The sequence below is a fragment of the Methyloligella solikamskensis genome, from assembly GCF_042676065.1.
GTDB classification, from domain to species: domain Bacteria; phylum Pseudomonadota; class Alphaproteobacteria; order Rhizobiales; family Methyloligellaceae; genus Methyloligella; species Methyloligella solikamskensis.
The window spans coordinates 996,346-1,014,996 of record NZ_JBHTJO010000001.1; the positions used below are offsets into that span (position 1 = coordinate 996,346).

The following is an 18,651-nucleotide window of genomic DNA, read 5'->3' on the forward strand; positions in this document are numbered from 1 at the left end:
CGGTTCTGTCGCGCGATTGCTACATAGAGAGCATCCGCCCTATGCGGGATGAGCTCTTGGCGGAAACAAATTGCTTTTTTGCAGGCGGCGATTGAAAGCCTGCCCTGTCGATTTCTACATCCCATGCAAGACCAAGGTCGGGCCCGTTCTCACGGACCGGCCGAACATTTCAGTTGGAGATTACGATGGCTCTACAGATTGGCGATACTGCCCCCGATTTCGAAGCCCAGACGACGGAAGGGCCGATCAAGTTTCACGAATGGCTCGGCGATTCCTGGGGCGTTCTATTCTCGCACCCGAAGAACTTCACGCCGGTCTGCACCACCGAGCTCGGCGCCACGGCGAAACTGAAGCCGGAGTTCGACCGGCGCAACGTGAAGGCGATCGGTCTCAGCGTGGATCCGCTCGACGCCCATGAGGAGTGGTCGAAGGATATCGAGGAGACCCAGGGCGCGGCGGTGAATTTCCCGCTGATCGCCGACCCTGAGCGGAAGGTGGCGAATCTCTATGGGATGATCCATCCAAACGCCTCCGACACGCTGACCGTGCGCTCGGTCTTCGTCATTGGGCCGGACAAGAAGATTAAGCTGACTCTGAACTATCCCGCCAGCACGGGCCGGAATTTCGACGAGGTTCTTCGCGTCATCGATTCCCTGCAGCTGACGGCGGAGCATCAGGTTGCCACGCCGGCCAACTGGAAGAATGGCGAAGAGGTCATCATCGTGCCGGCCGTGTCGAACGAGGACGCAAAGAAGAAATATCCGGAAGGGTGGCGTGAAGAAAAACCCTATCTGCGCTACGTCCCAGCCCCGAAACGTTAAAGCCCCATAGGCTCCGCGGCTTCCAAGTCCTTATCCGAGCAAAGGCTTTGCGGTTCGCGTTGCTTGAGAATTCGTTTGGCATGCCGCCTCCCAGCACGTAGAAAAGCGTGTGTACGGATTAATCCGTTATTGGGGGGCGGCCCGCCAAGAGGCCGCGTACGAGATCAAGGGGCGGCATGGCGAATTCCAAACAGCCCGAAACACCGGGGCGCAGCGAGGAGTCGCGGCAGGCCGCAGCCGAGGTCGCCGACGGCTTGGTCCCGATGATCGAAGCCACGAGGGGCGCCGGGCTCGATTTTCTCGCCTACCTTCTCGGCATGGCTTTGAAGGAAGCGAGGCATCTCGCCTCTCGCGAAGACCGCTAAGCTTATCAAAACATCGGATCGGCTCGCCCCTTTGGCGGGCTTTATTTTTGTCCGAAGCCGGCGCGGGCGAGGCTCCGCGCCATCTCGTATTGACGGGTCACGGCCGCTCTGAAATGGCTATTGTCATGGGAATGCCCGCCACACCCGCTCTCACCACAGATTGCGTGATCCTTGATGCACAGGGCCGCGTGCTGCTGATCCGCCGCGGAAATCCGCCGTATAAGGGAGAGTATGCGCTGCCCGGCGGCTTCGTCGATATCGGCGAGACGGTGGAAGACGGCTGCCGGCGGGAGGTGAAGGAAGAGGTCGGGCTCGATGTGGGGCCGCTGACGCTGATCGGTGTGTTCTCCGATCCCAATCGCGATCCGCGCGGGCATACGGTGAGCGCGGCGTTTCTCACCGAGCTGGCGGATGAGGCGACTCCGGTTGCGGGGGACGATGCGGCTGCGGCGGAGTGGATCGACGACTGGCAAAGCGTTGATCTTGCCTTCGATCACGCGCAGATTATTGGCCAAGCGATGCGGCTTGCGGCGCAGGCGGGCAAGAGCACGGGCAAGAGCTAGTCCGCTGATACAGAATGGTTTATTGAACGCCCAAGCGCGGCGTTCCAAAGGTTGTAAGTAAATGACTGAGAGGCCAGGTCCCTGCCAATTTGCAGCGGAGAATCCAGGTGTGACCCATCCCGGAGGACGTATTGGTGTGTTGCTGGTGAATCTCGGTACGCCCGATGACACCACCTATTGGCCGATGCGGCGCTATTTGAAGGAATTTCTGTCCGACCGCCGGGTGATCGAGACCCCCCGGGTGATCTGGTGGCCCATTCTGAACGGCATCATCCTGACCGTTCGGCCGAAGAAGAGCGGCGAGGCCTATGCCTCGATCTGGGACAACGAGCGGAAGGAGTCGCCGCTACGGACCATCACCCGCAACCAGGCGGAGAAGCTTGCGGCGCGTTTTGCGAGCATGCCCGAAATCGTGGTCGACTGGGCCATGCGCTACGGCACGCCGTCAATTGCATCGCGCATCGAGGCCCTGGCCTCGGCCGGCTGCGACCGGCTTGTGGTGTTTCCGCTCTATCCGCAATATGCAGCGCCGACCACGGCGACGGTGAACGACAAGGCGTTCGATGCGCTGAAGAAAATGCGCTTCCAGCCGGCGCTGCGCACGGTGCCGGCCTATCCGACGGACCCGGTCTATATCGAGGCGCTGGCCAACTCGGTGCGCAATCATCTGGCGACGCTGGATTACGATCCGGAAGTCATCCTCGCCTCGTTCCACGGCCTGCCGAAGAAATATATCGAGAAGGGCGACCCCTATCAGGGCCAGTGCAAGGAGACGGCGGACGCCTTACGCGAGGCGCTCGGCTTCGACGAGCATAAGTTCCGCCTGACCTTCCAGTCCCGCTTCGGCCCGGAGGAATGGCTGACGCCCTATACGGACGAGACAGTGGAAGCGCTTGCCAAGGAAGGCGTGAAGAGCTTGGCGATCATGACGCCTGGCTTCGTTGCCGATTGCGTGGAGACCCTGGAGGAGATCAACGGCGAAGCCCGGGAGATCTTCGAGGAGCATGGCGGCGAGAAGTTCAGCTTCATCCCCTGCCTGAACGACAGCGACGACGGCATGCGGGTCATCGAGACCGTCGTGGACCGCGAGCTTCAGGGGTGGGTCCGCTAAGGGATTCGTCCCCGGATTTCTATCGAGCCTGCGACAGTTTTGGCTTAAGGTTCGCCTCCGAATAGGCGGGCATACGGTACCGCTCGGCCGCTGGAGGACCTTCGATGTTCGGCTTCAATCTCTTCGTTCTCGTTCTTCTCGTTCTGTTCATCGTCGTCATTCTGGCGGGGGTGAAGGTGGTCCCGCAGGGCTACAACTACACGGTCGAGCGGTTCGGCAAATACACCCGCACCCTTCAGCCCGGCCTCACCATCATCATCCCGTTCATCGATCGCGTGGGCCGCAAGATCAACATGATGGAGCAGGTGGCCGAGGTGCCGAGCCAGGAGGTGATCACCCGGGACAACGCCATGGTGCGGGTCGACGGGGTGTGCTTCTTCCAGGTGCTGGACGCGGCTCAGGCGAGCTACGAGGTCACCGACCTGGAGCTGGCGGTCATGAACCTGACCATGACCAATATCCGTACCGTGATGGGCGGCATGGATCTGGACGAGCTCCTGTCCCAGCGCGACGAGATCAATCACCGGCTGCTGAGGGTGGTGGACGACGCCACCCATAGCTGGGGCGTGAAAATCACACGTATCGAGATCAAGGATATCGAGCCGCCGCGGGATCTGGTGGATGCCATGGCGCGGCAGATGAAGGCGGAGCGTGACAAACGCGCCGCCATCCTGGTCGCCGAGGGCGAGCGGCAGTCCGAAATTCTCGAGGCCGAAGGCCAGAAGCAGTCGCAGATCCTTGCGGCGGAGGGGCGGCGCGAGGCCGCCTATCGCGACGCCGAAGCCCGCGAGCGCGAGGCGGAAGCCGAAGCCAAGGCGACAGCCATGGTCTCCGAGGCGATCGCTGCGGGCAACATCCAGGCCATCAACTATTTCGTGGCCAACAAATATGTGGAAGCGCTCAAAGAGCTGGCGGCGGCCAAGAACCAGAAGGTTCTGATGCTGCCGCTGGAGGCAAGCTCCGTGATCGGCTCCATCGCCGGCGTGAGCGAGATCGCGCGGGAGGCCTTTGGCCAGGGCGGCAATTCCGGCAATCCGCCGTCGGGCAGCGGCGTGCCCACGAGCGGTGGGCACAAAAGCTAGCCTTCTTAGAGAGCTCACTATTTTAGCGAGCTAGCGAAGGCAGGGAAGACTGCCGCCGGAGAAAAGGGAGGACCCTATGGAAGAGAACTTCTTATTCGGTCCCTGGGGCTGGATGATCCTGGCGGCGGTGCTGTTCGTGCTGGAGATCACGGCGCCCGGCATCTTCTTCATGTGGTTCGGCCTGGCGGCCGCGGTCACCGGGCTGATCACCTTCGGCTACGATATCTCCTGGCAGTGGCAGCTTCTCTGGTTCGGCGTTCTTTCGCTGATCAGCGTGGGGCTGGCCGCGCGGTATCTGCGCAATCATCCGCTTACGAGCGATCGCCCCCTTCTGAACCTGCGGGCCACCCGGCATGTGGGGAAGACCTACATCCTGGTCGATCCCATCGTCGACGGGCGCGGTAGTGTGCGCATCGGCGACAGCGTCTGGCGGGTCTCCGGCCCGGAGCTGCCCGAGGGCGAGAAAGTCACCGTGACCGGCGCGGATGGAACACTCCTTTACGTTACCAAGGCGGGAGAGAGCGAAGCGGCCTAAGAAGTGTTACGCTGGTGCCGTAATTTTGCCTCTTGCAACCCGAGGATGGGTTTCAGGGTTTACGAAAGCGCGGGGTAGCGATCGAAACTCCGCGTATGGGAGGACGAATGGCCGATATCGTCATTATCAATCCACGCTTCGACGTCTCCTTCTGGGGGATGGAACACTGCATGGGGCTGCTCGGCAAGAAGGCCAATCTGCCTGTTGCCTGCCTCGGGCTACTTGCTGCCCTCGTTCCCGATCATCACGATGTCGAGGTCATCGACGAGAACGTCGAGGACATCGATTTCGACCGGCTCGGCCGAGCGGATCTGGTTTGCCTCACCGGCATGAGCATCCAGGGACGCCGGATCGGCGAGATCCTGGAGGAGGTGCGCAAGCGCGGTGTCATGACCGTGGTCGGCGGGCCCATGGCGACCGTGGAGCCGGAGCAGCTCGAAGGGCTGTGCGACGTGATCTTCGTCGGCGAGGCGGACACCACGTGGCCAGAATTTCTCCAGGACTGGGAGAACGGGACCCATAAAACCCGCTACGAGCAGACCGAAAAGACCGATATCGCGACGCTGCCGCTGCCCCGGGTCGAGCTTCTCAAAGCCGAGCGCTACATGTTCGGCAGCATGCAGATTTCCCGCGGCTGCCCGTTCACCTGCGAGTTCTGCGACATCATCGTGACCTTCGGGCGGAAACCGCGCTTGAAGACGTCGGATCAGGTGATCGCCGAGCTGGAATCCTTCGAGAAGGCCGGGCTGAAGATCGTCTTCATCGTCGACGACAACCTGATCGGCAACAAGAAGGCTATCAAGCCGATCCTGCGGGACATTATCGAATGGCAGCAGGCGCGGGCCTACCCGCTGACCCTGTTCACCGAGGCCTCCCTCGACCTGGCGGAGGACGAGGAGCTCATGGAGCTGATGGGGCTTGCCAATTTCCAGAGCGTCTTCATCGGCATCGAGACGCCGAACGAAGAGTCCCTCAAAGAGACCAAGAAGCTCCAGAACGTGCGGCCCAATGCGGGCTCGCTGCTGGACCGGGTGCACCGCATCCAGGACCACGGTCTCGATGTCTGGTGCGGCATGATCGTGGGCTTCGATCACGACGAGACGGATATCTTCCAGGTGATGCCGAAATTCCTGTCGGACGCACGCATCTCCGCCGCCCTGATCGGCATGCTGCACGCCATTCCGACCACGCCGCTCTACAAGCGGCTGAAGGAGGCGGGACGGCTCAACGACGACGAGGGCTCGGAGCGCTACGGCACCAATGTCATTCCGCTCGGCATGAGCCGTGAGGAGCTACGCGACGGGTTCGTGGAGGTGATGGGCACGTCCTATGGAGAGGAAGCCTATTTCGAGCGGCTCGATTCCCTGTTCGTCGACGAGCGCTTCCGTTTTGCGATTCACAATCTGCCCTATTGGTGGAAGCATCCCTTCGCCTTCGCCAAGCGCGCGACGCTCAATTATATCCGCTTTGCCGTGGTCGCCTCGCGGCTGCTTCGCATGGTGGAAGACGATGAGATGCGGGCGCGCTATCGCAAGCAGCTGATGCGCATCATGAAGAGCCGCAGCCTTGAGCCGCATATTCTGTTCGTCTACGTGATCAAGATGGCGCAGCACTATCACTTCAAGGCGCTGTCGGACGAGCTGGCCCAGGCTTATGGCGGCAAGGACGTGATGCCGAATGCCGGCCGGTCCTTCAGCCGTGCGCGTCCCGCCCCGCCCATTGCGGCTATGGCGTCTTAGGGCTGGTCTATCATCCTCATGGTGAGGGCGCTCGCTCGGCGAGCGCGTCTCGAACCATGAGGCCACCGTTCTCCCAGAGTCGGGGCCTACACCCTTCGAGACGCGGGCTACGCCCGCCCTCAGGGTGAGGTGAAATTCCGTTTGGAAGCTGACAGCTAAACCACGCCGGCGCGGAGCAAGTCGTGGATGTGGATGATGCCCACCGGCTTTCCGCTTTCCACCACGAACAGCGCCGTGAATGGGCGCTCGCTCATATTCATGATGGCGAGTGCCTCCGAGCTCATGGTGTCAGGCGTGATCGTCTTGGGGTCCGGCGTCATGATATCGCCGGCACAGGACTCCAGCAGGCCATCGCCCATATGCCGGCGCAGATCGCCGTCGGTGATGATTCCGATAAGCCGGTTTCCCTGATCCACCACGCCGAGGCAGCCGAAGGCCTTCTCCGTCATGACGACCAGGGCTTCCGCCATGGGCGTCTCGGCGGCGGCGATCGGCAGACGATCTTCTTTATGCATCAGGTCGGCGACGAATTTCAGCTTGGCGCCGAGTTTGCCGCCGGGGTGGTAGATCTTGAAGTCGCCGGCGGTGAAGCCGCGGCTCTCGAGCAGCGCGATGGCAAGGCTGTCGCCGAGCGCAAGCTGCATGGTGGTCGAAGTGGTCGGCGCAAGGCCCAGCGGGCAGGCTTCCTTGGACTGGGGCAGGGCGAGCACGATCTCCGCCGCCTCGGCCAGCGTGCTTTCCGCGTTCGACGTCACCGCGATGAGCGGCACGGCGAAGCGGCTGGAATAGGAAACGATGTTGCCGAGCTCGATGGTCTCGCCGGACCAGGAGAAGGCGAGGATCATGTCCTGGCCGGTGATCATGCCCATGTCGCCGTGGCTTGCCTCCGTCGGGTGGACGAAATAGGCGGGCGTGCCGGTGGAGGACAGGGTGGCGGCGACCTTCAGGCCGATATGGCCGCTCTTGCCGATGCCGGTAACGATCACGCGGCCCTGGCAGGCGCGGATGGCTTTGATGGCTTCGGCGAAGCTTTCGGCGAGATCGGTGCGCAAGGCCGCTTCGAGGGCGCGCAGGCCTTGAACCTCAAGCTCGACGGTGCGGGCGGCCGAGCCGATGGCATCGGTCTGGATATCCTGATTGGGGAAATCGCGCACCTGCTCCCCGTCGCCTTGATCGCTGAGGCTTTCAGGCATGCCTTTTTGGCCGAGGCTCGCCGACATGTTGGCTCTCTCCTGCTGCTTGCCCGATTGGTCTAGCACGATTTTGGCGGGCTTAAGGCTGCCCGTTTCGCCCCATTGCGAAACACGCCTAAACGCGTCGTTAACTTTATGGCCGCTAGGGTCCAAGGACAACGTTCGGAAAGGTGGGTTTCAACCGTTTTCCGGCAGCAATTCCCGAGGGTTTGTCCTTGCCGCGTCCTCATCACACAAGCGCAGCGGGCGCTCTCGCGACCGCATTGCTTCTCACATTGAGCTTCGCTGCGCCCTGCTTCGCCCAGAGCGATGAGGAACCCGTGCTGCGCGGGGCGATCACGCCTGAGGTGCAGGAGGAAGAGGCGGAGGCTGCGGAGGAGGCCTATAGCGGCACGAGCGTCCCCGACCGTTACGCCGCCGACAACGAAGACGATACCTCCCAGAACGATTACGACAGCGATTCGACCGACGACATCTCCGGCGATATGGGGCTGGTGGGCCCCGGCGATCCGTCCGCGAGCCTTGATACCGGGCTTGGCGATAGGGGCTACACGGAGGACACAGAAGCGCTCGGCGGGCTGGGCGACGGGCCGACACCGGGGCGGATCGGCCAGAGACCGACAGTCTCGGAAGCCGACCGGCTTGTCCGAGAGGCGGCGCGGGATGCGGCGGGACGCTTCACCGGAGCACCTTTGCCGCCCGGTGTTCCGGTCGCCCCTGGCACGGTCGATCCGGCAGCGGATCCCTACGCGCCGTTGGGCACGCGGATCGGCAGCTTCATCCTCTATTCGGAGGTGCTGGCCGACATCACCGCCACGGACAACGTGCTCGCCACGCCGACCGATCCCCAATCGGACTGGGCGCCGGAGCTGCAGCCGGATTTCCGACTCGATTCCGACTGGACCCGCCATGCCCTGTCGGTGAATTTGAACGGGGATTGGAGCTGGTACCGGGAATTTGAAAGCCAGAACACGCGCAACTATCAGGCGCTGATCGACGGCCGGCTCGATGTGACGCGGAAAACGAATCTCACCTTGGAGCTTGAGAAGAGCCAGGTCGCCGAAGGGCGCAGCCAGGAGACGCTGCCCGATGCCGGTGTGTTCAGCTCCGATCTGGACGAAAAGCACATCACGGCCGGCGCCAATCACCGTATCAACCGGGTGGGGCTGGCGCTGGAAGGCACCGTCACTGACTACGACTACTCGAACATCATCCTGATCGGCGAGAACCCGGACGACCCGACGAACACCCTGGATCGTGACTACGTGGAGAAGGATCTCGGGCTTCGCGGCTCCTACGAGTTCAATCCGGACATGACGGTCTTCGTCGATACGGAACTGGTGAAGCGGGATTACAAGGCGCAATTCTCGCCCGGCGGCAACGAACTCGGCTCTGAAGGCTATCGCGTGCAGGCAGGCCTCGCCTTCGGCCTGTTCGGCAGCATCACCGGCGAGATCGCCATGGGGTATGGCGTGCAAGATCCCATCGACGAGGACTTTACCCTGGTCGACGGCTTCCTGTTCAATGCCGACGTGCTTTGGCAGATCACGGCGCTGACGTCGCTCAGCCTACAGGCGAGCACCAATCTCGACGAGACGACGGCGATCGATGCGGCCGGCGCGTTCAGCCGGTTTTACGGGGCGACGCTCAGCCACGAGCTGCGCAGGAACGTCATCCTGGGCGGCTTCATCACCTACAATACGGCGGACTATATCGGCACGGACCTGACCGACGAGTCTTGGCGGGAAGGGCTGACGGCGGAATATCTCTTCAACCGCAATCTGGCGCTGATCGCCACCTATGCGCACACAGATTATTCGAGCACGGATGCGCTGGGGGATTACAAATCCAACGAGGTGACCGTCGGCCTGCGCCTGCGGAAGTGAGTGGGCCTGCGCGGCAGGCCGCAGCGTGCTCCCTCTCCCCCGTGGGGGTGAGGGGCTGACCTCTCGATTCTTACGCCCCCTCACCCGAGCGCTAGAGCGCTCGACCTCTCCCCGCAGGGGAGAGGTGAACCGCGCCATGACGCGGAGTTTGGCGCTAAGGCAGCAGGCGGCGGATTTCGGCCTCGAAGGCTTCCGACAGATCCTCGCGATCCAGGCCGTAAGCGACATTGGCGGCCAAGTAGCCGATCTTCGAGCCGCAATCGTAGGCCGTGCCTTCGCACTTGATGGCGTGGAAGCTCTGCTCCTGAAGCAGCTTCAGCATGGCGTCGGTGATCTGGATCTCGCCGCCGGTGCCGGTCTCCTGGTTGGACAGAATGTCGAAGATCTCCGGCTGCAGGATGTAGCGGCCGAGAATGCTCAGGTTCGACGGTGCATCCTCGCGGGCCGGCTTCTCCACCATTCCGTCCACGGGGAAGATGGTGCCGTCGCCTTCGCCGACGCTCAGGATGCCGTAGCTGGAGACGGCGTCCATGGGCACTTCTTCCACGGCGAGGACATTGCCGCCGTGCTGGTCGTAGACATCCATCATCTGGGAAAGGCAGCCCTTGCCTTTCGACTTCACCAGCACGTCGGGCAGGATCAGCGCGAACGGCTCGTTGCCCACCAGCTCCCGGGCGCACCAGACGGCGTGGCCGAGGCCGAGCGGGTCCTGCTGGCGGGTGAAGCTGGTCTGGCCGGCCAGCGGCAGCTCGTCGTTAAGCTGAGCGAGGGCCTCGTTCTTGCCGCGCTCCGCCAAGGTCCGGTCGAGCTCGAAATTCCGGTCGAAGTGATCCTCGATGATCCCCTTGCCGCGCCCGGTGACGAAGATCAGATGCTCGATGCCGGCGGCCGTCGCCTCGTCGACCACGTGCTGGATCAGGGGCCGGTCAACCACCGTCAGCATCTCCTTGGGCATGGCCTTGGTGGCGGGCAGAAAGCGGGTGCCGAGACCGGCAACGGGAAACACAGCCTTGCGAACCGGGGCGCTCATTCAGTCCTCATTAGTGTTAAGGATGGGAAGCAGGGGTGAGAGATCGCGCGTGGGTACCGTCCTTCAACCCATATCGGATATCAAGAGGCGAATTCTTCAATCGGAGATTTTCGGATGAGCGTGCTCGTGACCGGCGGCGCCGGCTATATCGGCAGCCATATGGTGCTGGCCCTGAACGATGCGGGCGAGGATGTCGTGGTGCTCGACAACCTCTCCACCGGCTTCCCCTGGGCGGTGGCCGAGCCGGCCAAGCTTGTGATCGGCGATATCGGCGATCAGGCCCTGGTGCGCGAGCTCATCGAGACGGAGAAGGTCGAAGCAATCATCCATTTCGCCGGCTCCATCGTGGTGCCGGATTCGATCGCCGATCCCCTGGGCTATTATCTCAACAACACCTGCAAGTCCCGGGCGCTGATCGAATGCGCCGTGGATGCAGGCGTGAAGCATTTCATCTTCTCCTCGACAGCCGCGGTGTACGGCATGCCGGAGGAGAACCCGGTTTCCGAGGAAGCCGCGCTCAATCCCATCTCGCCTTACGGTAGCTCCAAGCTGATGACGGAGATGATGCTGCGGGATACGGCGCTCGCCTTTCCGCTCAACTACGTTGCGCTGCGCTACTTCAACGTCGCCGGCGCGGACCCGGAGGGGCGGAGCGGACAGTCCACGCCTCGGGCGACCCATCTCATCAAGGTCGCGGTCCAGGCGGCGCTGGGCGAACGGCCGAAGCTCGACGTGTTCGGCACGGATTATCCGACGCCGGACGGCACCTGTATCCGGGACTACATCCATGTCTCCGACCTGGTGGCGGCGCATCTCGCGGCCCTGCGCTACCTGCGCGATGGCGGCCGTTCCGAGGTCATCAACTGCGGCTACGGCAACGGCTATTCCGTATTCCAGGTGATCGAGGCGGTGAAGCGGGTCTCGGGTGTCGATTTCCCAGTCGAGACCGTGCCGCGGCGCCCCGGGGATCCGGCGGCGCTGGTGGCCGGTGTGGAGCGGATCGGCAAGCTGCTCGGCTGGGTGCCTCAGCGTGACGATCTCGACCAGATCGTGGCCGATGCCTTGGGCTGGGAAAAGCATCTCAACGCGCACCGCGACGCCTCCTGACGGCGTTCGAAACGCGCGGTTTCGTCTTTCCATGCGTGAATCAGGGCGGCACACTGCCCGCCATGGGAGTTTCCTTGCGATTCGCTCTTCTGGCTTGCGCGGGTGCTGTGGTGCTGGCGCTCGGCGTGGCGCCGGCTCGCGCCGACGATACGGCCGCCTATAAGCGCGCCGTCGAGCAGCAGTTCGAAGCCTGGATTCAGGCGCGCTGGCCCGAGGCGGAAGCCGAAGGGGTGAGCCGTGAGACCTTCGAGCGCGAGGTGAAGGGGCTGACGCTGGATTGGTCCTTGCCGCACCTCGCGATGCCCGACCCGGCCTATCTCGGGGGGCCGCGCCTGCCCCAAAGCATGAAGCCGAAGGCGCCGGCCCGGCAGCCGGAGTTCGATTCCCCTTCCCGCTACTTCAGCGCGAGCAATCTCAATGCGCTCGCCGCGCAAGGAAAGACCCAGTACCACCAATACAAGACCGTGCTGTCGGAGATCGAGAAGCGCTATCAGGTGTCGGGCGCCATCATCGTCGCGATCTGGGGGCGTGAGACGAATTTCGGCACGGTGAGCATTCCCCATGATGCGCTCCGGTCCATCGCCACTCAGGCGTTTCTCGGGCGGCGGCCGGAGGTCTTCCGCCACGAATTCATCAAGGCTCTGAAGGTGCTGCAGGACGGCCATATCTCGCGGGACGAGATGCGCTCGTCCTGGGCCGGGGCCATGGGGCATCCGCAGTTCTTACCGAGCGATTTCCTGGAATACGCGGTCGATATCGATCAGGACGGCAAGCGGGATATCTGGGATTCGGTTCCGGATGCGCTGGCGTCCGCCGGCAACTCGCTGCACAGCCAGGGCTGGATCGGCGATCAGGAATGGGGCTACGAGATCGACCTGCCGGCCAATTTCGACTGCACCTTGCAGGGTCCGGATAAGACCCGCTCCTTCGGAGACTGGGTCGATATGGGCATCACCCGGGTGAAGGGGCAGAGCTTTCCGGACGAGAAGCTGGAAAACCAGGGCTTCCTGGTGCTGCCGGCGGGCATGAAAGGCCCGGCCTTCCTCGTCACCGAGAACTTCTCGGTCCTGAAGAAATACAATAACTCCGACGTCTACGCGCTCTTCGTGGGCAAGCTCGCCGACATGATCGAATACGGCGTGCCGCCAAGCTTCGTGGGCGCCTGGAAGCCGGTGGATCGCTTTACGCGCGACAAGATCCTGGATTTCCAGAAGGTCCTGGTGAAGCGCTACGGCTACGACGTCGGCAATGTGGACGGGCTGGTCGGCTTCAAGACTCGCCAGGCGATCGGGCTCTACGAGAAGAAGGTGGGCGCACCGCTCACCTGTTATCCCACGCGCAAAATCGTCGATGAGGTGGTCGGGCAGGGGTGATGTCTCACCCGTCGGCTTGCCTAGGTTTTGCCGGGTCCGCTTGGTACAATCAGTTTCATGCGAATCACTCATCGGGCGACCGCTAGATCCCTGGAAGTAAACGGTTTCGTTCGCGGGCTCCTGCTTGCGGCGATGCTGGCTTCAATCTTTGCCGCAAGTCTCCTTGCCACCACTGTTCAGGCGCCGGCCCAGAGCTTTGAGGCCTGGGTCGAGGGCTTCTGGCCGACGGCCAGGGCGGCAGGCATCAGCCGCGATACCTATGTGCGCGCCTTCCAAGGGGTTTCGCCCGATCCGGAAGTCATCGAATCCGCCACCTATCAGCCGGAATACAAGCGTCCCGTGGGCGAGTACGTGGACCGTGTGGTGTCCGACAAGCGGCTCCAGACGGGCGGGGAGATGCTGCTCCAGCACCAGCGGCTGCTCGATGCCATCGAGAACAAATACGGCGTGGACCGCCATATCGTGGTGGCGATCTGGGGCGTGGAGACCAGCTACGGCGATAACCTCGGCGAGCACTACGTGATCCAAGCGCTGGCGACCCTCGCCTATCGTGGGGTGAAGGCGAAATTCGCCCGGCAGCAGCTGATCGAGGCCCTGAAGGTTCTCCAGCGGGGCGATGTCTCGCGGCAATACATGGCCGGCTCCTGGGCCGGCGCCATGGGGCATACCCAGTTCATTCCGACAACCTATCAGGCCTATGCGGTCGATTTCGACGGGGACGGGCGGCGCAATATCTGGCAGAGCCTGCCCGATGCGCTGGGCTCCACGGCGGCCTATCTGAAGGTCTCCGGCTGGCGGCCCGGCCACACCTGGGGATACGAGGTCACCGTCCCCAGCAACATGAATCCGAACAATTACAGCGCGAAGAACCTCAAGTCCCTTGCCACCTGGGAGAAGATGGGCGTGCGCCGGGTAAGCGGGGCTCCGTTCCCGCGGCCGGGCGACAAGGCGGCCCTCTACGCGCCGGAAGGAAAGAACGGACCGATCTTCCTGACCCTGCACAATTTCCGGGTCATCCTCCGCTACAACAACGCGTCGTCCTATGCGCTGTCCGTGGGGCATCTCGCCGATCGTCTGATGGGCTACGGGACCTTCGCCAAGAGCTGGCCGACGGATGAGAACCATCTCTCGCTCGAGCAGCGCAAGGAGCTGCAGACGCGACTGCTCCATGCAGGCTATCTCGACGGCGAGGTGGACGGGGTTATCGGGCCGGCGACCCTGGGCGCCGTGAAGGCCTATCAGCGCCAGAAGGGGCTGAATGTCGACGGCTTCCCCTCGCTGACCCTCCTGAAGATGTTGCGGGCCGAGACCTGAGGTTCGGGGCTGCGCGAGAGGCTCTTGCATACCGGGCCCGATCTGCTCCAAAACTCATCTGGCGGGGTACGGCATGCAATGTGAATTGTGGCTTGGCGATGTGCTGTTTCACAGCTAGCCATGTTCCAATTCGGAACGATTAGGGGGGCCCAAACGGGGGTCCGGTCGACCATGTTTCGTCTCGCGTCTTATTTTCGCACGGTCTTCACGCTGCGCCCGGTCCCGGGGGCGGCGTTATTTCTCGCCATTTCGCTGATTTTCGGGCTCGCCGCGCCATCGCCTGCTGCGGCCCAGAGCACCGGCTTCCAGCGCAGTTATGTCGATCCCTTCCCAAAGGGCGACCGCTACCGGATCCTGGTGGTGGGGGATTCCCTCGCCGACGGGCTGTGGTCCGGGCTTTATCGCAGCTTCCAGGACGAATCCAATCTGGAGGTCATCCGGAAATCGAAGGTGTCCACCGGGCTCGTCCGCGAAGACCGCTACAACTGGAACGAGGCGCTGCCCGAGCTGCTCGAAGGCGAGCGGAAATATCAGATCGCCGTGGTGATGTTCGGAGCCAATGACGGCCAGGCCATTCGCAAGGACGGCGAGTGGTATCGCCCGGGCTCGGAAGGCTGGCGGAAGGTCTATTCGGAGCGGGTGGAGCAGTTTCTGCGAACGCTCCGGGAAAAGAACATCGCCACCTATTGGGTCGGCCTGCCGGTGATGCGGACCGCCCAGAAGAACCAGGACGCGGAGGTGATGAACGACATCTTCCGCGAGAAGGCGTTCATCTACGGCACGAAGTTCATCGAGACCTGGGCGGGCTTTACGGACGAATCCGGCCGCTACAGCGCTTACGGTCCGGACATGACCGGCCAGCAGCGGCGCCTGCGCGCCAATGACGGGGTGCATTTCACCATGCGCGGCTATCTGAAGCTCGCGCATTTCGTGGAGAAGGAAATCCGCCGCGATCTGAAGCTCGCCAAGGCGGAGCGGAATATCCCGCTCGCCGGCAGTGAGCAGGAGCAGGCGCGGGTCATGGGCCGCAAGATCTCGAAGGGCAGCAACGGCGAGTCGGGTGAGAATTACGGCGGCCACGCCATCTCCGGCGAGGCGATCCGGCCGGCCGACGGCATGGATGACCCGCTGAGCGGCGATCAGGCTCTGGACGATGGGGAGGCTCCCCGCATGGAGGAGAGCATGGTCGGTGGCGTGGCGCTGCTGCGCCCGGCGATCTCCGATACGCTGCTGGAGTCTCAGTCCTACTCGAGCCAGAGCGGTGGAGGACCGGCGGGCCAGACCGTGGCCGCCCAGCTCGACAATGGGCTGACGGCGCTGAGCTCCATCTCGGCGGTGAGCGATCTCTCCGTGGTGTCTTCCAAGCCGCGGCTGCCGCTGGCCGAGCGGCCTTACTATCGCGTGCTCGTCAAAGGCGAGCAGCTGAAGCCGAAGGAGGGCCGGGCCGACGATTTCCGCTGGCCCATGCAGTAGCGACCATCAGGCTCCGATGCCTCGGGAGGGCACCGCTCTATGGCCGGCCAGACCCAGCATGAGACCGGCCCGAAAGCGGGCCGTATCCGCCGCTTCGCCGCGGTGGCGCTGGGACTCGTGCTGCTGACCGCCGTGACCTTTCTGGCCGTGCAGCAGATCTTCGGGCCCGGGCCCGAGATCGCTACGACGGAGGAAGAAGGCGGCTTCTTCGATAATGGCGATGGGGGCGAGAAGGTCGACGTCACCGGGCTTCAGGTGGCCCGTGACGCCAAGGAGCACAGGCTTCTGCCGCCGATTTCCGGCGACGGATCTTTCTACGACGCGCTTCTCGGGATGGAGACGGGCAAGGGGCCGAAGACGGTCACCGTGCTTCATCTGGGCGACAGCCATATCGCGGCCGACCGGATCACCAAGGATATTCGGAAGAAGCTGCAGGCGCAGTTCGGCGATGCCGGGCGCGGGCTGATGATGCCAGGCTTTCCTTTCGAGTATTACCGGGCCGACGGCGTGAGCTTCGAAAAGACAGGCGTGTGGCTTGCGTCCAATTCCCTCAATCAGGACGGCGTCTACGGGATCACCGGGGTGAGCGTGAGCGCGGCTTCGCCCGATGCGCAGCTCACCATGACCGCGGACGAGCCCTTCGATTCCGCGGTGGTGAGCTTTCTCGCCGGGCCCGGGCAGGGGAAGGCCGTGATCGCGCAAGGCGGTCAGCGTCAGACGGTGGACACCCAAGCGGCGGAGCGCTCCGTGCTTCGGGCGGAGGTGGGCGCAGGGCAGAGCCTCTCCATTTCGCCGACGGGGGAGGGCAAGATCACGGTTCTTGGCATCGCGACACGCCAGGACGAGGCCGGCCTCCGCTACGTCAATCTCGGCATCCCCGGCGCATCGGTCCTGACCACCCGGCGCTGGGACGACCGGTTGGTGGCCCAGGATCTGGAGGCGCTGTCGCCCCAGCTCGTGGTGCTGGGCTACGGCACCAATGAGGGATTTCAGGATGGGCTCGATATTGAGGCCTATCGCGCCGCCTACGAAGGGCTGATCGCGAAGATCAAGCAGAGTGTCCCCAACGCAACCCTCCTGATTCTAGGGCCAACGGACGGGGCGAGGCTGCCGGCCTACGCCAAGTTCGGCGATGCGATCTCACTCCGCTGTGCGCCGCTGAGCTCGGGCGAGATCACCCGCTACGACGAGTTCCTCGACGGCAAGTCCGACGCGCTCGCCCGCTGGTTTCCGCCGCCGAAGCTCGGCGAGGTGCGCGAGGTTCTTAAAGAGACGGCGGAGAAAGAGGGCGCGCTTTATCTGGACCTGGAGGAGGTCATGGGCGGGCCATGCAGCATCCATCGCTGGGCGCAAGCCGACCCGCCGCTGGCGCTTCCCGATCACGTCCATCTGTCGGATCTCGGATCGGAGAAAATTGCAGAGGCCATCGTCGACGATCTGATGGACGGCTATCGGATCTATCGCAATACCCCTCCGCCCCGGACCGGGAGCGTGGGCGAGACGGACGGCGCCGCGCCGCCCCCAGAGCCAAGGCTATAGACGCGCCGCCATGCTGTTTCCCACGTTAGATTTCGGCATCTTCTTCCTGGCTGTGTTCGCCATCGCCTGGGAGCTGAAGGACCGTCCCGAGGGGCGGAAGACCTTCTTGGTCGCAGCAAGCTACTTTTTCTACGGCTATTGGGACTGGCGCTTCGCAGGCCTCCTGGCGGCGAGCTCGCTGATCAATTATGCGGCGGGGCGGCTGGTCACCGTCGCGTCCAGCGACCGCGACAAGAGGGTTCTGGTCGCAATCGCGGTGGCGATCAATCTCGGCATCCTCGGCTTCTTCAAATATTACGGCTTCTTCCTGGAGCAGCTCGCCGAGCTTCTGGCGCAAGGCGGCATGGTGCGAGATCTGCCGTTTCTGGAGATCATCCTGCCCATCGGCATCTCCTTCTTCACGTTCCAGGGCATCTCCTATGTGGTGGACGTCTACCGGAAGGAGATCCCGGCGGAGGAGAACCCGCTCAACGTCTTCCTCTATATCTCCTTCTTCCCGCAGCTCGTGGCCGGGCCCATCGTGCGGGCGGCGGATTTCCTGCCCCAGCTCAAATCCGAGCCCCAGCTCGATCGGCAGATGGTGGCCAAGGGCATCCTTCTGATCCTGCTCGGCCTGTTCAAGAAGATGGTGATCGCCAACTATCTGGCGACGCTGTTGGTGGATGACGTGTTCTTCGCGCCCGACGCTTATAGCGGGCCGGATCTGCTGCTCGCGGTCTATGGCTACGCGATCCAGATCTATTGCGACTTCTCCGGCTATAGCGACATCGCCATCGGGGTGGCGGCGCTGCTCGGCTATCACTTCAAGGCGAACTTCCTCCAGCCTTACCGGTCGGCGTCCTTGCGAGAGTTCTGGCGGCGCTGGCACATTTCGCTGTCGAGCTGGCTGCGGGACTATCTCTACAAGCCGCTCGGCGGCAGCCGCCACGGCACCGTGAAGACCTACCGCAACGTCATGATCACCATGCTGCTGGGCGGGCTGTGGCACGGGGCGAACTGGACCTTCCTGATCTGGGGCGCGATCCATGGGGTGGCGCTGGTGGTGGAGCGGATGGTGCTGGCCATCGTGCCCGCACCGGGAGCCTCCACCCTCGTGGCGGGGGACAGCTTCGGCGGGACGGTGAAGGCCGGCTGGGGCGGCGGGGCTGGGCGCGATGCGTTCGCCAGGGCGCTCGGTGTGCTCATCACCTTCAACGTGGTGTGCCTCGCCTGGATCTTCTTCCGGTCGGAGTCCCTCGATTACGCGCTGCTCTATCTGGAAGGTTTGGCCGACTGGTCGGGCCCGGTGGAGATGGCGACGCCCTTCCTGGTGGCGCTGGTGGCCGTGTCGCTCGCCTCTCATTTTTTGCCTGAGAACATGATGCCGGGGGCGATCTCGTGGCTGCAGGATCGCAGCGCCATCACCCTCGGCGCTGTGCTGGGTTTCGGGATCTTGCTGATTTGGGCGATTGCGCCGGAAGGCGTCGCGCCGTTTATATATTTCCAGTTCTGACGGGGTTTGTTCGGTGTCCTCTTTCGCG

16 protein-coding genes are annotated in these 18,651 nt (G+C 63.3%); 14 read left to right on the forward strand and 2 right to left on the reverse strand.

Annotation, left to right across the window (positions count from 1 at the left end; translation table 11 throughout):
* Nucleotides 1-185: 185 nt before the first annotated feature.
* The 7 genes from ACFQ2F_RS04780 to ACFQ2F_RS04810 all read left to right on the forward strand — a co-directional run bounded on the left by ACFQ2F_RS04780 (nucleotide 186) and on the right by ACFQ2F_RS04810 (nucleotide 6,216).
* Complete coding sequence (locus ACFQ2F_RS04780) at nucleotides 186-821, forward strand: peroxiredoxin (RefSeq protein ID WP_379086484.1); 636 nt, start codon at nucleotides 186-188, stop codon at nucleotides 819-821.
* A 176-nt stretch (nucleotides 822-997) separates the two neighbouring features.
* Nucleotides 998-1,186 carry a hypothetical protein gene (locus tag ACFQ2F_RS04785; protein WP_379086487.1) on the forward strand — a complete coding sequence of 63 codons (189 nt, stop codon included), beginning with the start codon at nucleotides 998-1,000 and terminating at the stop codon, nucleotides 1,184-1,186.
* Between the two features lie 131 nt (nucleotides 1,187-1,317).
* Nucleotides 1,318-1,749, forward strand: a complete 432-nt coding sequence (locus ACFQ2F_RS04790) for an NUDIX domain-containing protein (RefSeq protein ID WP_379086490.1) — start codon at nucleotides 1,318-1,320, stop codon at nucleotides 1,747-1,749.
* Nucleotides 1,750-1,810: 61 nt separating this feature from the next.
* A complete protein-coding gene (gene hemH / locus ACFQ2F_RS04795) occupies nucleotides 1,811-2,860 on the forward strand; it encodes a ferrochelatase (protein WP_379086493.1) in 1,050 nt (349 codons plus the stop codon).
* A 104-nt stretch (nucleotides 2,861-2,964) separates the two neighbouring features.
* Nucleotides 2,965-3,942, forward strand: a complete 978-nt coding sequence (locus ACFQ2F_RS04800; RefSeq protein ID WP_379086496.1) for an SPFH domain-containing protein — start codon at nucleotides 2,965-2,967, stop codon at nucleotides 3,940-3,942.
* A gap of 76 nt (nucleotides 3,943-4,018) precedes the next feature.
* Nucleotides 4,019-4,477 (forward strand): NfeD family protein, encoded by a 459-nt coding sequence (locus ACFQ2F_RS04805; RefSeq protein WP_379086499.1) that lies wholly within the window; start codon nucleotides 4,019-4,021, stop codon nucleotides 4,475-4,477.
* 107 nt (nucleotides 4,478-4,584) lie between these two features.
* A complete protein-coding gene (locus ACFQ2F_RS04810; protein ID WP_379086502.1) occupies nucleotides 4,585-6,216 on the forward strand; it encodes a radical SAM protein in 1,632 nt (543 codons plus the stop codon).
* Between the two features lie 155 nt (nucleotides 6,217-6,371).
* On the opposite strand, the gene ACFQ2F_RS04815 is transcribed toward ACFQ2F_RS04810, so the two are convergent.
* Nucleotides 6,372-7,436 (reverse strand): KpsF/GutQ family sugar-phosphate isomerase, encoded by a 1,065-nt coding sequence (locus ACFQ2F_RS04815; RefSeq protein WP_379086506.1) that lies wholly within the window; start codon nucleotides 7,434-7,436, stop codon nucleotides 6,372-6,374.
* A gap of 236 nt (nucleotides 7,437-7,672) precedes the next feature.
* On the opposite strand from ACFQ2F_RS04815, the gene ACFQ2F_RS04820 reads away from it, so the two are divergent.
* Nucleotides 7,673-9,295 (forward strand): outer membrane beta-barrel protein, encoded by a 1,623-nt coding sequence (locus tag ACFQ2F_RS04820; RefSeq protein ID WP_379086509.1) that lies wholly within the window; start codon nucleotides 7,673-7,675, stop codon nucleotides 9,293-9,295.
* Between the two features lie 154 nt (nucleotides 9,296-9,449).
* Here ACFQ2F_RS04820 and galU read toward each other — a convergent pair whose 3' ends face one another.
* Nucleotides 9,450-10,325, reverse strand: coding sequence for a UTP--glucose-1-phosphate uridylyltransferase GalU (galU, locus tag ACFQ2F_RS04825; protein ID WP_379086512.1), 876 nt, complete (start codon nucleotides 10,323-10,325; stop codon nucleotides 9,450-9,452).
* Between the two features lie 114 nt (nucleotides 10,326-10,439).
* Between galU and galE the strand changes: the two genes are divergently transcribed.
* From galE to ACFQ2F_RS04855, 6 genes are all read left to right on the forward strand, one after another.
* Entirely contained in the window at nucleotides 10,440-11,432 is a 993-nt protein-coding gene (gene galE, locus ACFQ2F_RS04830) for a UDP-glucose 4-epimerase GalE (RefSeq protein ID WP_379086515.1), read from the forward strand.
* Between the two features lie 74 nt (nucleotides 11,433-11,506).
* On the forward strand, nucleotides 11,507-12,805 hold the full coding sequence (locus ACFQ2F_RS04835; RefSeq protein ID WP_379086518.1) for a lytic murein transglycosylase: 1,299 nt from the start codon (nucleotides 11,507-11,509) through the stop codon (nucleotides 12,803-12,805).
* A 132-nt stretch (nucleotides 12,806-12,937) separates the two neighbouring features.
* Nucleotides 12,938-14,119, forward strand: coding sequence for a lytic murein transglycosylase (locus ACFQ2F_RS04840; protein ID WP_379086521.1), 1,182 nt, complete (start codon nucleotides 12,938-12,940; stop codon nucleotides 14,117-14,119).
* A 171-nt stretch (nucleotides 14,120-14,290) separates the two neighbouring features.
* The gene (locus tag ACFQ2F_RS04845) at nucleotides 14,291-15,592 is read left to right on the forward strand and encodes an SGNH/GDSL hydrolase family protein (RefSeq protein ID WP_379086524.1); all 1,302 of its coding nucleotides are present in this window, start codon (nucleotides 14,291-14,293) and stop codon (nucleotides 15,590-15,592) included.
* Between the two features lie 39 nt (nucleotides 15,593-15,631).
* Complete coding sequence (locus tag ACFQ2F_RS04850) at nucleotides 15,632-17,131, forward strand: GDSL-type esterase/lipase family protein (RefSeq protein ID WP_379086527.1); 1,500 nt, start codon at nucleotides 15,632-15,634, stop codon at nucleotides 17,129-17,131.
* Between the two features lie 10 nt (nucleotides 17,132-17,141).
* Nucleotides 17,142-18,623, forward strand: coding sequence for an MBOAT family O-acyltransferase (locus tag ACFQ2F_RS04855; protein WP_379086530.1), 1,482 nt, complete (start codon nucleotides 17,142-17,144; stop codon nucleotides 18,621-18,623).
* The last annotated feature ends 28 nt before the right edge of the window (nucleotides 18,624-18,651 follow it).